Consider the following 14,118-nt stretch of genomic DNA (forward strand, 5'->3'; position numbering starts at 1 on the left):
CTGGAGGGACAGATCTGGCAAGTTGGCTGATATGAGTACGGCAACGAGCAGATCGCCCCTGACCGACTGGACCGTCCTGGTCCCCGTGGTGGCGCTCGTCGCGCTCGTCTTCAGCTGGGGACGCGATCTGCCCGCACTCGCGGTGGCACTGGTCTCCCTCTGCCTCGCCGGGGCGGTGCTGGCCGCCGTGCACCACGCCGAGGTCGTCGCCCTCCGCGTAGGCGAACCCTTCGGCTCCCTGGTCCTGGCCGTCGCCGTCACCGTCATCGAAGTGGCGCTCATCGTCACCCTGATGGCCGACGGCGGAGACAAGACCGCCTCCCTCGCCCGGGACACGGTCTTCGCCGCCGTCATGATCACCTGCAACGGCATCGTGGGCCTGTCCCTGCTCGTCGGCGCCCTGCGCAACCGCGTCGCCGTCTTCAACGCGGAGGGCTCCGGCGCGGCGCTGGCCACCGTCGCGACCCTCGCAGTCCTCAGCCTCGTCCTGCCGACCTTCACCACCAGCAAGCCCGGCCCCGAGTTCTCCACCGCCCAGCTGACGTTCGCCGCGGTGGCCTCGCTCGCCCTGTACGCACTGTTCGTCGCCGTCCAGACGGTCCGGCACCGGGACTACTTCCTGCCGGTGCACACCGGGCGGAGCCCCGGCGAGCCGGAAGACCACGCCGCGCCCCCCACCGCGCGCGCCGCCCTCATCAGCCTCGGCCTGCTGCTGGTCGCGCTCGTCGCGGTGGTCGGCAACGCCAAGGCCGTCTCCCCGACCATCGAGAAGGGCGTCGCCGACGCCGGCCTGCCCAACGCCGTCGTCGGTGTGATCATCGCCCTGCTCGTCCTGGCCCCGGAGACCCTGGCCGCGGTCCGTGCCGCCCGCCGCGACCGTGTCCAGACCAGCCTCAACCTGGCCTACGGCTCCGCCATCGCCAGCATCGGCCTGACCATCCCGGCCATCGCGCTGGCCTCGGTCTGGCTCTCGGGCCCGCTGCTGCTGGGCCTCGGCCCGATCCACATGGTGCTGCTCGCCCTGACCGTCGTGGTCAGTGCCCTCACCATCGCCCCGGGCCGAGCCACCCTGCTCCAGGGCGGCGTCCACCTCGTCCTGCTGGCCGCGTACCTCTTCCTGGCCGTCAGCCCGTGAGGGCCGCGGCCAGGAAGAGGAAACAGGTCACCGCCGCTCGCGCGGCCACACCACCTTCAGCTTCGGCGAGGTGAGGATGTCCCGCTCGCAGAACCTGGAGGTCACCCAGCGCTCCTGCGAGAACATCCGGGTCTGGTCGGCGTAGTACGGCGAGTTCGGGTTCGCCGACTGGCTGTACGTCAGCAGGGTGCGCGCCACCGGGCAGCGACCGCCGTCCCAGCCGACCGCCTGGACGTGGCTGGACCCGTGCACGACCTCCGGATATCCGCCGGCCGCCGCGTTCCAGGGCGCCTCGATCTTGTTCCAGACACCGAGCGCCTCCGTGCCGCCGCCCACCGGCAGCTTCTGACCGCCGCGGACCACGAACTGGTGCTCGCCCAGCGGGGCGTCCAGCGCGATCCCGGCGGCCCTCAGCTCCGCCACGGCGTCCGCCAGCGCCCGCCCGATCCCGGGCGCCGCCTGGTTGAGCGTACGGGGCGTGCGGACCGGATCGGCGGCCGAGAACGGCACCAGCCACAGGTCCTTGGCCGGGGTCGTCGCCGTCAGCTTGCGCCAGAACCGGTCGAAGAGCAGCGCGCCGCGGCTGGCGCTGTCGGCCGTACGGTCCCAGCCCGCGAGTACCCCGCAGGCCGCCGAGACGTCCACCGTGGAGCCGTCGCTCGCCGTCGCACTGCCGCCCGGCAGGGCCGCGCAGGCCCGCGCCGCGTCGGCCGCCGCCAGGTCACCGGCCGGCACCCGGTTGGCGAACTGCTGCTTCTGCAGCTCGGCCACGGTCAGCCCGCCCTTCGCCGCCATCGCCGCGACGTCCTCGACCGCACCGCGCGTACGCAGGGAGCGCGGGGTGCCCACGTTGCCCCAGATCCGCTCGTAGCCGGTCAGCGGCCGGTCCGCATTGGCCAGCCAGGCACTGTCGTTGGAGTTCTCGGCGTACGGGGCGTCGCGCAGCGTCGGCGCCTTGCCCGGCCCGAAGACCCCCGGCTGTACGGCGTCCGGGTCCGCGCCGAGCGCGCAGTCGCCGCGCGCCCCGTCCAGCACGGCCAGCCCCGAGGCGGGGTACGTGGCCCTGCCCAGCGGCGTGGAGCAGCGGGCCGCTAGCTCGTCGGTGATCCGGGGGAGTACCTGGGACTGGGTGAACAGGGTGCCGCCCGCCGAGTCCGCGGCCACGGTGTTGACCCAGGGCAGGCCCTGGGTGCGCCGCAGGGCGTCCTGGATCCCGGCCACCGAGCGGGCCTTGCCCATGGCGAGGGCGGTGTCGGAGCCGCGCAGGTTCGCCGCGTTGGGATCGTTCAGCGCGTACGCCGTACCGGCCGTCCAGGGCAGCGGCAGGCCCGCGCCGAGGTTCGAGACGACCGGTCCGTATCGGGTCCACCACTGGGTGCGGGTCACCGGATCGCCGCCCGCCACCGGGACGGTGATGCTCCGCCCGGTCATCTTCTCCGGCACTCCGTCGACCAGGTAGGCGGTCGGGTCGGCCGGATCGAGGGTGAGCTGGTGCAGGTTGACGGGTGTGCCGGTGGCCACGGTGTGGCTCCAGGCCACCTTCTCGTTGAAGCCGATGTTGACCACGGTGGTGCCGAGCAGGGAGCCGCCCGAGACGTTCAGCTCGCCCGGGATGGTCTGCTGCGACTGCCAGAAGCGGCGTCCGCCCTGCCAGGGGTAGTGCGGGTTGCCGAGCAGCAGACCGCTGCCGCTCGCCGTGGTGGAACCGGCGAAGGCCACCGCGTTGGAGCCCATGTCGTAGCGGGTGGTGTCGAAGAACTCCCGCGCCGCCTCTGCCGCGGCCGCCGGATCGGCCTCGGGCGGCGCCGCCGTACGGGCGCCCGCGCCGGCCGGGGCCGGAGCCGGGGGCTGGGCGGCGGTGATGCCGTCGATCCCGCGGCCCTGGCCGCCGAGTACCGAGACCGCGAAGCCGCGGGCGGCCACGTCGGTGGCGGTGACCGGGCGGACCCAGGCCGCACCCTTGCAGGCGGGGTCGGTGATCTTGTTCTGGGCGAGCCAGGCGTTGTATCCGGCGGCCCAGCCGCGCATCAGTTCTCGCAGGTCCTTGCTGGGACCGGCCGGAGCGGGCGTGGCCAGCAGCTTCTCGACCGTGCCGGCTTCCCGTACGCCCTTGAAGTACAGGTCACTGGTGAGGTTCCGGGTGGCGGAGGACAGCGATCCGTCGGGCGCGGCGTCGGGGCCGAACCAGCGCGAGCGCTCACCGGCGACGGTCACGAACCCGTCGGCGAGCACGCACACCTGGTCGGCGGCCTGGGCCCAGCCGGTGCCGAAACCGAGGTGCGCGTAGTCGCGGGCGAGTATGTGCGGGATGCCGTTCTCCGTGTACCGGATGACGGCGGACAGACCCCCGCCGGACGGGCCGGCGTCCCCGGTGGCCGCGACGGCCTGCGGTATCGCGGCCGTCGTGGCGAGCAGCGCGGCGCCGGTGAGGGCGACGCGGCGGAGTATCGGGCGGGTGCGGAGCAACATACCTCCCAAGTAGCCTGCGGATGAGCGAGGTTGCCGGTGTGGCGGGCGGTGCGTCCGTGCCCCCACACTCATGCAGGCTGCCTGATGGTCTGTCAACATCCCGTTTGGTATCGAAGCGGCGGCGGACGCGCGGGAGGGGCCGGAACCGGAACCGCCGGAACCCTACCGCGCGAGGCCCGCCTACGGCGCCGGAGGCGATGCGGCGTCGAAGTCCGTGGACCGGCTGACCGGCTCCCAGGTACGGGCCTCCGCGCGGGCGGCCTCCGCGTGTGCCGTGATGAACTCGACCGCGTCGTTGCCCAGGACCAGCCGCAGCGGCGTGACCTCGGCGTCCAGAGCGGCGAGGATCGCGGCGACGGCCTTGACCGGGTCGCCGGGCTGGTGGCCGTCGGTGGCCGGCAGCCCCTGACGCACCGGGCCGATCGCGTCCTGGTAGGCGGGCAGGGCCGCGGTGTGCCGCAGTGCGTTCCCGCCGGCGAAGCCCGTACGGAAGGAGCCGGGCTCCACGATCAGCGTCTTGATGCCGAAGGCGGCGACCTCGGCCGCGAGCGCCTCGGTCAGGCCCTCCAGGGCGAACTTCGTCGCGCAGTAAGCCCCGATGCCGGGGAAGGCGAGGCGCCCGCCCATGCTGCTCATCTGCACCACCGCACCCGACTTCCGTGCCCGCATGTGGGGCAGCGCGGCCCGCGTGAGCGCCGCGGGGCCGAAGAAGTGCAGCTCCATCAGCTCACGGAGCTCGGCGTCGGAGGTCTCCTCCACGGCGCCGACCAGGCCCCGGCCGGCGTTGTTGACGAGGATGTCGATCCGCCCCCAGCGGTTCACGACCTCCGCGACGACCTCCTCGGCGCGCGCGATGTCCGTCACGTCCATCGCGAGCGGTAAGAGACGGTCGGGGTGGGCGGCCGCCAGGGCGGCGAGCGCGTCGGGGCGGCGGGCCCCCGCGACCACGGTGTCCCCGGCCGCGAGTGCGGCCTCGGTGAGCGTACGGCCGAAGCCGGACGAGGCCCCGGTGATCAGCCAGACCCGGCCCTCGGCCGTGGTCTCCAGGTCCTGAACAGACATCATTCCCCCTGCGGGTGAAGGTGGTTGCCAGTGCTGCCCGTCCATCCTGGCACCGCCGGACCCGCCGGGTCAGCCCCCTCCCGGATCATGAGGGGTGTGCGGAGGGGGGTCGTCCGCGTCCAGGTATCCGCTGTGCCGCAGGCGGCGGAGCGTGAGGTGCTCGTGGAGGATGCGGCCGACGAGGGCTCCGCCGTAGACCACGAAGCCGACGCCGACCAGCCAGGACTGAACGACCAGCAGAGTGCCGAAAGGGCCGTAGGTCACGGCGTTCGAGGCGATCAGCGGGGAGAACACCAGCTGCGAGAAGATGCGCAGCCCAAGCAGCCCGATGCTGGTGGCCACCGCCCCCGGCACCAGGGCCCGCCAGCGGACGCGGCCGCCGAGCAGCAGCCGCTGCGAGCCGACGAAGAACAGGAACGTGCCGAACAGGTCACCCAGGGTGCCCAGGATCGTGCCGACGGCGTCGTGTGACGGCGCCGGGATCTCGACCAGCAGCGCGAGGTAGCAGACCAGCAGGGCGAGCCAGACGACGTGCCGCCACATGGTGTGCCACCGGGCCGTCGGCAGGTCCCAGACCTTTTCGTAGCCGGTCTGCACGGCGGAGCCGAAGGTCAGACCGAAGACGGCCAGGGCCGCCAGACCGAAGGCGGTGGTCCGCTCCAGCGCCAGGTCCGCCGCGCTGAACAGCATCTCGACCCGGGCCCGCGAGGACTCCGTCACCCCGAGGGCCTGGCCGAGCCAGCGGCCGAAGCCCGAGCCGCTGCCGGGTGAGGCGGCCGCCACGACCACCAGCAGCGGCACCAGGGTGAGGAACCCGAGGGCCGCGAAGCCCATCGCCCGGTGCATCAGCTCCATCTCCCGGCCGCGGCTCCAGGTCAGCCCCACCAGGGAGCCCTGGAGCCGGTCGTAGAGCTGCCGCAAGATCGAGGTCACGCCTCATGCACTACCCGGGAGGCTCCGACGGCTCCCGGGAGCCACCCCGAATTGGGCCCGAAGGGGTGGTTTCAGCCGCCCTGCCGCGTGTTCCGGAGGTCCACTAGCCGTTTGATCTTGCCCACCGAACGCTCGAGGGTCTCCGGCTCGACCACCTCGACCCGGACGGAGACCCCGATCCCCTCCTTGACGGCCCGGACCACGGTGGCGGCCGCGGCCTCCCGCCGGGCGGCGTCCGCCTCCCGGCGCGCCTCCACCCGTACGGTCAGGGCGTCCATCCGGCCCTCCCTCGTCAGCCGCAGCTGGAAGTGCGGAGCCAGACCTTCCGTACGCAGCAGGATCTCCTCGATCTGGGTGGGATACATGTTCACCCCGCGCAGGATGATCATGTCGTCGCTGCGGCCCGTGACCTTCTCCATCCGGCGGAAGGCGGGACGCGCCGTGCCGGGCAGCAGCCGCGTCAGATCCCGGGTGCGGTAGCGGATCACCGGCATGGCCTCCTTGGTCAGGGAGGTGAACACCAGCTCGCCCGGCTCGCCGTCCGGCAGCACCTCGCCCGTCAGCGGATCGACCACCTCCGGGTAGAAGTGGTCCTCCCATATGTGGAGCCCGTCCTTGCTCGAGGCGAACTCCTGCGCCACGCCCGGGCCCATCACCTCGGACAGGCCGTATATGTCCACCGCGTCGATGCCGAGCCGGTCCTCGATCTCCCGGCGCATCTCCTCGGTCCACGGCTCCGCGCCGAAGATCCCCGTGCGGAGCGAGGTGGAGCGCGGATCGATGCCCTGACGCTCCATCTCGTCCAGCAGGGTCAGCATGTACGAGGGCGTCACCATGATGACCTCGGGCCGGAAGTCCTGGATCAGCCGGACCTGGCGGTCGGTCATCCCTCCCGAGGCGGGCACGACCGTACAGCCCAGGCGCTCGGCGCCGTAATGGGCACCGAGGCCGCCCGTGAACAGTCCGTAGCCATAGGCGATGTGGACGACCTGGCCGGCTCTGCCGCCCGCGGCGCGTATGGACCGGGCCACGACATCCGCCCACGTGGACAGATCCCGCTCGGTGTACCCGACGACCGTGGGACGCCCGGTGGTGCCGCTGGAGGCGTGGATCCGGCGCACCTCGGAGCGAGGCACGGCGAACATCCCGAAGGGGTACTGGTCGCGCAGATCGGTCTTGGTGGTGAAGGGGAACAGGGAGAGGTCGGCGAGGGTGCGGCAGTCGTCGGGATGCACCCCGGCCTTGTCGAACGCCTGCCGGTAGAAGGGCACCCCGTCGTAGACCCGGTGCAAGGTCGCGCGCAGCCGCGCCAGCTGGAGGGCGGCCAGCTCGTCGCCGCCCAGCCGCTCGCCTTCGTCGTGGAGATCCGCGTATGCCGCCATGCCGTCACCTCATCGTGAGTCACCCGACCGATCATTCGGTAGATTGCCAGTGAACTGCCGGGTAAGGCAATGACTCGAACGAGTGATCGTCTGATGTGCGGCTCAAACGCCGGCGGGGCTGGATCGCCCTGTGGGCGATCCAGCCCCGCCGTGGGGTTCGGCTAGGCGGGGGCGTCCGCCTCCGTTGCCACGGTCTTGGCCCAGCGGTAGTCCGCCTTGCCGCTCGGGGAGCGTTGGATGGCGGGCGTGATGACCAGCTGGCGGGGGATCTTGTAGCCCGCCAGGCGGGTGCGGCAGTGGCTCTGGATCTCGTCCAGGGTCGGCTCCGGCGCTCCCGCCCGGATCTGGACCACCGCCGCCACGTGGTTGCCCCACGTCGGATCCGGGACGCCCGCCACGAGCGCGTCGTACACGTCCGGGTGCGACTTCAGCGCCTGCTCGACCTCCTCCGGATAGACCTTCTCGCCACCCGTGTTGATGCACTGCGAGCCGCGCCCCAGCACCGTCACGATGCCCTGTTCGTCGACGGTCGCCATGTCGCCGAGCAGCACCCAGCGCTCCGTGCCCTTCTGGAAGAAGGTCTCGGCGGTCTTGGCCTGGTCGTTGTAGTAGCCGAGCGGCACGTGGCCGCGCTGCGCCAGCCGCCCCGGTTCGCCCACCGCCACCGGCTCGTGCGTCACCGGATCCACGACCTGCGTACGGTCGTTGACCTCGAGACGGAAACCCTTCTCCGGGCCGGAGTCGTCGGTCGCCCGCCCGTTGGACCCGGACTCCGAGGATCCGAAGTTGTTCAGGAGCAGCACGTTCGGCACGAGCCGCTGGAACTCGGCGCGCACCGTCTCGGACATGATCGCGCCGGACGAGGAGACGCTGAAGAGGGAAGACAGGTCGGTCCCGTTCAGCGGGCCGTTCAGGGCGTCGATGAGGGGCCTCAGCATCGCGTCGCCCACCAGCGACACGCTGGAGACCTTCTCCTTCTCGATCGTCCGGAGCACCTCCTCGGGCGCGTACTTGCGGTGGATGACCACCCGCTGGCCGTAGTTGAAGGCGATGAACGAGGTCAGCGTGGACGTCCCGTGCATCAGCGGGGGAGCCGGGAAGAAGGTCAGGCCCGCGCCGCGCGCCGCGACCCGCTCGGCCAGTTCCTCGGGCCGCTTCACCGGTTCGCCCGACGGCTCGCCGCCGAAGAGCCCGGCGAAGAAGAGGTCCTCCGCCCGCCACATGACGCCCTTGGGCATACCGGTCGTGCCGCCGGTGTAGATGATGAACAGGTCGTCGGCGCTGCGGGGCGGGAAGCCGCGTCCGGGTGAGCCGGCCGCCTCGGCGTCCGGGTACGCCACCGGCGCGATCGCGGGCTCCGGAGCCCCCTCGGGAACCGTTCCGACCCGGATCAGGTGGCGGAGCTTCGTGGTCTGCGGCAGCGCGGCCGCGACCCGCTCGGTGAACTCGCCCTCGAAGACCAGCGCGGCGAGGTCGGCGTCGTTGTAGAGGTAGACCAGCTCCTCCTCCACGTACCGGTAGTTCACGTTCACCGGAACCAGCCGGGCCTTCAGGCAGGCCAGCACGGTCTGCAGGTACTCGATCCCGTTGTAGAGGTGCAGGCCCAGGTGCTCGCCGGGCTTCAGTCCGCTGTCCAGCAGGTGGTGCGCGATCCGGTTCGCCGCCGAGTCCAGCTCCGCGTACGTGAGGCGGCGCTCGGCGCCGGTCCCGGGGTGGTCCACGTACACGAGGGCCTCGCGGTCCGGAACCACGTCCACGACGGACTCGAACAGGTCGGCAAGGTTGTACTCCACCGTTCCTCCTGACCCTGGAATGTCCATGGCTGGTCTGCTGCCGGCGGTCATTAGAGCTCCGCCGACCGCAAGTGGGAAGGGAGTCGCCCAAGAAAACTGACTGTGTGTCAGAAAACTATTGAACTGCACCCGCACCTACTGCAACCTGTTCTAGGTCTTGAGACGGGAGGACGGCAATGGGTGGGACAGAACACCTGACCGTGGAACGGCACGGCGCCACGCTGGTGCTCACCATGAACAGGCCCGAGGCGAAGAACGCGCTCTCGCTGCCGCTGCTGGTGGGACTGTACGACGGGTGGCTGGAGGCGGATGCCGACGACACGATCCGCTCCGTGATCCTGACCGGCGCGGGCGGTGACTTCTGCGCCGGCATGGATCTCAAGGCACTGGCCGGAAAGGGGATGGCGGGCGACCAGCACCGGGACCGCCTCAAGGCCGACCCGGACCTGCACTGGAAGGCCATGCTCCGCCACCACCGGCCGCGCAAGCCGGTCATCGCCGCCGTGGAGGGGTACTGCGTGGCCGGCGGGACCGAGATCCTCCAGGGCACGGACATCCGGGTCGCGGGCGCCGGGGCCACCTTCGGGCTCTTCGAGGTCAAGCGGGGGCTCTTCCCGATCGGCGGCTCGACGGTGCGGCTGCCGCGCCAGATTCCGCGTACGCACGCCCTGGAGATGCTGCTGACCGGGCGGCCGTACTCTGCCGAGGAGGCCGCGCGGATCGGGCTGGTGGGGCGGGTGGTGCCGGACGGAACGGCGCTGGAGGCGGCGCTGGAGATCGCGGGGCGGATCAACGAGTGCGGGCCGCTTGCCGTGGAGGCCGTGAAGGCCTCGGTCTACGAGACCGCCGGGCTGACGGAGTCGGAGGGGCTGGCCTCCGAACTCCTTCGGGGGTGGCCGATCTTCGATACGGCCGATGCCAAGGAGGGGGCGCGGGCCTTTGCCGAGAAGCGGCCCGCGGTGTATCGGCGGGAGTAGCCGCCCCCTCCCCCCGGCCCGTGCCGGCCCCGCCCGGCGTCGCGTCTGTGCGCTGTGCGGTGCGGCGCCGTTGCCGGGGCGCTGCCCCGGACCCCGCGCCTCAAACGCCGGCGGGGCTTCAAGATCGGGGCTCCGCCCCGCGCCCCGCGCCTCAAACGCCGGCGGGGCTGGATGTGGCCCCTGGCCCCGGGCCTCGATCGCCGGCGGGGCTGGATGTGGTCCCGCGCCTCGAATGTGCCCCGAACCGAGTAAGGAGAGTCACCTGTGACAGCCCCCGCGTCCCCGCCCGAGGTGCTCCGTGCGCCGCTCGTCGTCGAGTTTCCCTTCACCCGGTCCCTCGGGCCCGTTCAGTCCGCGTTCCTCACCGGGCTGCGCGAAGGTGTCGTGCTCGGGGTGAAGACCTCCGACGGGACCGTGATGGTGCCGCCCGTCGAGTACGACCCCCGCACCGCCGAGGAGATACGCGAGCTCGTCGAGGTCGCCGCCACCGGCACCGTCACCACCTGGGCCTGGAACGGCAGGCCCCGGCCGAACCAGCCCCTGGACACCCCCTTCGCCTGGGTACTGGTCAAGCTCGACGGCGCCGACACAGCCCTCCTCCACGCCCTCGACGCCCCCGGCCCCGAATCCGTGCGCACCGGAATGCGGGTGCGCGTGCGGTGGGCCGCCGAGCGCACCGGGGCGATCACCGACATCGCCTGCTTCGAGCCCCATGACGGCCCCGCCTCCGGGCAGGCCGCCCCGCACGACGGGAACTTCGCGGAGCCCGTCACCGGCATCGTCGCCGAAGCCCGCCTGGACTACTCGTACAGTCCCGGCCGCGCCCAGACCGCCTACATCAGCGGCCTCTCCGAGCAGAAGACCATCGGCGAGCGCTGCCCCTCCTGCCACAAGGTGTACGTCCCGCCGCGCGGCGCCTGCCCCACCTGCGGGGTCGCCACCACCGACCAGGTCGAGGTCGGCCCGGCCGGCACCGTCACCACCTACTGCATCGTCAACATCAAGGCGCGGAACCTCGACATCGAAGTCCCGTACGTCTACGCCCACATCGCCCTCGACGGCGCCGGCCTCGCCCTCCACGGCCGGATCGGGGGGATCCCGTACGACGAGGTCCGCATGGGCCTGCGCGTCGAACCCGTGTGGACCGAAGGCGGCCGCTACCCCGACCACTACCGCCCCACCGGCGAGCCGGACGCGGACTACGACGCGTATAAGGAGCTCATCTGATGCCCCGACCGACGGTCCGATACGCCCGTGACGTCGCCGTCGTCGCCTTCGCCCAGAGCGACCACCTGCGCCGCACCGACGAACTCAGCGAAGTCGAGATGGTCATGCCGGTCCTGCACCAGGTGCTGGCCCAGACCGGCCTGAAGGCCGGCGAGATCGGCTTCACCTGCTCCGGCTCCAGCGACTACCTGGCCGGCCGGGCCTTCTCCTTCACCATGACCCTCGACGGGGTCGGCGCCTGGCCGCCGATCTCCGAATCGCACGTCGAGATGGACGGCGCCTGGGCCCTCTACGAGGCCTGGGTCAAGATCCAGACCGGCGAGGCCGACACCGCGCTCGTCTACTCGTACGGGAAGTCCTCGCCCGGTTCGGTACGCGACGTACTGACGCGCCAGCTCGACCCCTACTACCTCGCTCCGCTCTGGCCCGACTCCGTGGCCCTGGCCGCCCTCCAGGCCCAGGCCCTGATCGACGCGGGCGAGACGGACGAGCCCGCGCTGGCCGCCATCGGCGCCCGCAGCCGTGCGGCCGCCGAGGCCAACCCGCACGCCCAGCTGAGCGGTTCGGTGCCCCAGGGCGACTATCAGGTCCGCCCGCTGCGCACCGGGGACTGCCCGCCCATCGGCGACGGCGCGGCCGCCGTGATCCTCGCCGCCGGGGACACCGCCCGGCGGCTGTGCGCGCGCCCCGCCTGGATCACCGGCATCGATCACCGCATCGAGGCCCACGCCCTGGGCCTGCGCGACTTCACCGACTCCCCGTCCACCCGGATCGCGGCCGAGCGCGCCGGGGTCTTCGAAGCCCCGGTGGACACGGCGGAACTGCACGCGCCGTTCTCCTCCCAGGAAGTGGTGCTCCGCAAGGTGCTCGGGCTCGGCGACGGAGTCGCCGTCAACCCGTCCGGCGGGGCGCTCGCCGCCAACCCGATCATGGCCGCCGGCCTGATCCGGATCGGCGAGGCGGCCGCCCGGATCCACCGCGGCGAGTCCGACCGGGCCGTCGCCCACGCCACCTCCGGCCCCTGCCTCCAGCAGAACCTGGTCGCCGTCCTGGAAGGGGACCCCGCATGAGCAAGACGGCCAAGGAGCCGGTGGCGATCGTCGGGATCGGCCAGACCAAGCACGTCGCCGCCCGCCACGACGTCTCCATCGCCGGACTGGTCCGGGAGGCCGCGGCGCGCGCCCTCGCGGACGCCGAGCTGACCTGGGCGGACATCGACGCGGTCGTCATCGGCAAGGCCCCCGACTTCTTCGAGGGCGTGATGATGCCGGAGCTGTACCTGGCGGACGCGCTCGGCGCGGTCGGCAAGCCCATGCTGCGCGTGCACACCGCCGGTTCGGTCGGCGGGTCCACGGCGCTCGTCGCCTCCAACCTCGTCGCGGCCCGCGTCCACCGGACCGTCCTCACCCTCGCCTTCGAGAAGCAGTCCGAATCCAACGCCATGTGGGGCCTCTCGCTCCCCGTCCCCTTCCAGCAGCCGCTGCTCGCGGGCGCGGGCGGATTCTTCGCCCCGCACGTGCGCGCGTACATGCGCCGCACCGGCGCCCCCGACACGGTGGGCTCGCTGGTGGCGTACAAGGACCGGCGCAACGCGCTGAAGAACCCGTACGCGCACCTGCACGAGCACGACATCACCCTGGAGAAGGTCCAGGCCTCGCCGATGCTGTGGGACCCGATCCGGTACTCCGAGACCTGCCCCTCCTCGGACGGTGCCTGCGCGATGATCCTCACCGACCGGGCGGGCGCGGCCCGTTCGCCGAAGCCGCCCGCCTGGGTGCACGGCGGGGCGATGCGCAGCGAGCCCACCCTCTTCGCGGGCAAGGACTTCGTCTCCCCGCAGGCCGGCAAGGACTGCGCCGCCGACGTCTACCGGCAGGCGGGGATCACCGACCCGCGCCGGGAGATCGACGCGGTGGAGATGTACGTGCCGTTCTCCTGGTACGAGCCGATGTGGCTGGAGAACCTCGGTTTCGCGGCGGAGGGCGAGGGCTGGAAGCTCACCGAGGCCGGGGTCACCGAACTCGACGGGGACCTTCCGGTCAATCCCTCGGGCGGGGTCCTGTCCACCAACCCGATCGGCGCCTCCGGCATGATCCGCTTCGCGGAGGCGGCCCTCCAGGTCCGCGGCCAGGCCGGGGAGCACCAGGTCCCGGGGGCCCGCCGGGCCCTGGGGCACGCGTACGGCGGCGGCGCGCAGTTCTTCGCGATGTGGCTGGTGGGGGCCGAGCCGCCGGCCGCCTGACCGAACGGATCGCGCGGGCGGAGTGCCGGACCGGTCACGGGTGACTCACCGTGGCCTGTGCGGCACCCGCCGCGATGGCTAACCTGGCCCCCGGACGACGTACCGGGAGGAGCACGCACGTGGCCGAGAGCATGACTTCACAGCCCCTGGCCGGCTGGGACAAGCCGGACCTCGATCTCACCGAGGCGCAGTGGCGGTCGAGCAGCCGGGGAGCGGGTGACGTTCAGATCGCCTTCGTCGAGGGCTTCGTCGCCATGCGCAACAGCGAGCGCCCCGAAAGCCCTTCGCTGATCTTCGCGCCGGACGAGTGGAACAAATTCGTGCTGAACGCGCGGGGCGGGGAGTTCGACCTGACGTAACGGGCAGCCGTACGCGCCGTACAAGCCGTACAAGCCGTACAAGCCGTACAAGCCGTGCACGCCGCACCACCGGGGCCGCGAGCCGTCGCCCCGGCGGTGCGGCGGCCCGTGGGTAGGGTGGCCGCATGAGCGGAGAGAGCGACCTGCGGAAACTGCTGAGCGGCATGCGGCCCGAACTGAACGAGGGCCGGTACGTGTTCTGCACCGTCCCCGGTTCCGCCGTGCCGCCGGGGATCGCCCCCGTCGCCACCGTCCTGGAGCCCGAGGGTCTCACCTTGGTCCTGCGCCAGGAGGACGCCGACGCCGCCGGCCTCGCCTACGACTACACGGCCGGCTGGATCACCCTGCGGATCCACTCCGCCCTCGACGCCGTCGGCCTCACCGCCGCCTTCGCCACCGAACTCGGCGCACACGGTCTGAGCTGCAACGTCATGGCCGGCTACCACCACGACCACCTCTTCGTGGCCGCCGACCGGGCCGCCGAGGCCGTCGCCGTCCTGGAGGACCTCGCGACGCGTTCCGCCCAGGACTGAATCTTT

The 14,118-nt window shown here is 72.1% G+C and carries 12 protein-coding genes; 7 read left to right on the forward strand and 5 right to left on the reverse strand.

Going from position 1 to position 14,118, the window contains the following annotated elements; translation table 11 throughout:
* Window positions 1-31 precede the first annotated feature (31 nt).
* Complete coding sequence (locus OHA89_RS33280; RefSeq protein WP_266611499.1) at window positions 32-1,135, forward strand: calcium:proton antiporter; 1,104 nt, start codon at window positions 32-34, stop codon at window positions 1,133-1,135.
* A 27-nt stretch (window positions 1,136-1,162) separates the two neighbouring features.
* Here the strand turns inward: OHA89_RS33280 and OHA89_RS33285 are convergent, their stop codons facing one another.
* The 5 genes from OHA89_RS33285 to OHA89_RS33305 all read right to left on the reverse strand — a co-directional run bounded on the left by OHA89_RS33285 (window position 1,163) and on the right by OHA89_RS33305 (window position 8,774).
* On the reverse strand, window positions 1,163-3,604 hold the full coding sequence (locus tag OHA89_RS33285) for a penicillin acylase family protein (RefSeq protein ID WP_406367782.1): 2,442 nt from the start codon (window positions 3,602-3,604) through the stop codon (window positions 1,163-1,165).
* Window positions 3,605-3,784: 180 nt separating this feature from the next.
* On the reverse strand, window positions 3,785-4,666 hold the full coding sequence (locus tag OHA89_RS33290) for an oxidoreductase (protein WP_406367783.1): 882 nt from the start codon (window positions 4,664-4,666) through the stop codon (window positions 3,785-3,787).
* A 69-nt stretch (window positions 4,667-4,735) separates the two neighbouring features.
* Window positions 4,736-5,599, reverse strand: a complete 864-nt coding sequence (locus tag OHA89_RS33295) for a YihY/virulence factor BrkB family protein (RefSeq protein WP_257558022.1) — start codon at window positions 5,597-5,599, stop codon at window positions 4,736-4,738.
* Between the two features lie 71 nt (window positions 5,600-5,670).
* On the reverse strand, window positions 5,671-6,981 hold the full coding sequence (gene paaK, locus OHA89_RS33300; RefSeq protein ID WP_266611504.1) for a phenylacetate--CoA ligase PaaK: 1,311 nt from the start codon (window positions 6,979-6,981) through the stop codon (window positions 5,671-5,673).
* Between the two features lie 161 nt (window positions 6,982-7,142).
* Window positions 7,143-8,774, reverse strand: coding sequence for an acyl-CoA synthetase (locus OHA89_RS33305; protein WP_406367784.1), 1,632 nt, complete (start codon window positions 8,772-8,774; stop codon window positions 7,143-7,145).
* Between the two features lie 176 nt (window positions 8,775-8,950).
* Here OHA89_RS33305 and OHA89_RS33310 point away from each other — a divergent pair, with 176 nt between their 5' ends.
* The 6 genes from OHA89_RS33310 (at window position 8,951) to OHA89_RS33335 (ending at window position 14,112) form a co-directional block, all read left to right on the forward strand.
* A complete protein-coding gene (locus OHA89_RS33310) occupies window positions 8,951-9,751 on the forward strand; it encodes a crotonase/enoyl-CoA hydratase family protein (RefSeq protein ID WP_406367785.1) in 801 nt (266 codons plus the stop codon).
* A gap of 264 nt (window positions 9,752-10,015) precedes the next feature.
* The gene (locus OHA89_RS33315) at window positions 10,016-10,978 is read left to right on the forward strand and encodes a Zn-ribbon domain-containing OB-fold protein (protein WP_266611508.1); all 963 of its coding nucleotides are present in this window, start codon (window positions 10,016-10,018) and stop codon (window positions 10,976-10,978) included.
* Complete coding sequence (locus OHA89_RS33320; RefSeq protein WP_266611509.1) at window positions 10,978-12,048, forward strand: thiolase domain-containing protein; 1,071 nt, start codon at window positions 10,978-10,980, stop codon at window positions 12,046-12,048. The genes OHA89_RS33315 and OHA89_RS33320 overlap by 1 nt, the downstream gene beginning before the upstream one ends.
* The gene (locus OHA89_RS33325) at window positions 12,045-13,220 is read left to right on the forward strand and encodes a thiolase domain-containing protein (protein WP_257558033.1); all 1,176 of its coding nucleotides are present in this window, start codon (window positions 12,045-12,047) and stop codon (window positions 13,218-13,220) included. Before OHA89_RS33320 ends, OHA89_RS33325 begins: the two co-directional genes overlap by 4 nt.
* Window positions 13,221-13,351: 131 nt before the next feature.
* A complete protein-coding gene (locus OHA89_RS33330) occupies window positions 13,352-13,579 on the forward strand; it encodes a DUF397 domain-containing protein (protein ID WP_406368685.1) in 228 nt (75 codons plus the stop codon).
* A 125-nt stretch (window positions 13,580-13,704) separates the two neighbouring features.
* Complete coding sequence (locus OHA89_RS33335) at window positions 13,705-14,112, forward strand: ACT domain-containing protein (RefSeq protein WP_266611510.1); 408 nt, start codon at window positions 13,705-13,707, stop codon at window positions 14,110-14,112.
* Window positions 14,113-14,118: the final 6 nt, after the last annotated feature.

Source organism: Streptomyces sp. NBC_01546 (genome assembly GCF_045208355.1).
In the GTDB taxonomy this organism is placed as follows: Bacteria; Actinomycetota; Actinomycetes; order Streptomycetales; family Streptomycetaceae; genus Streptomyces.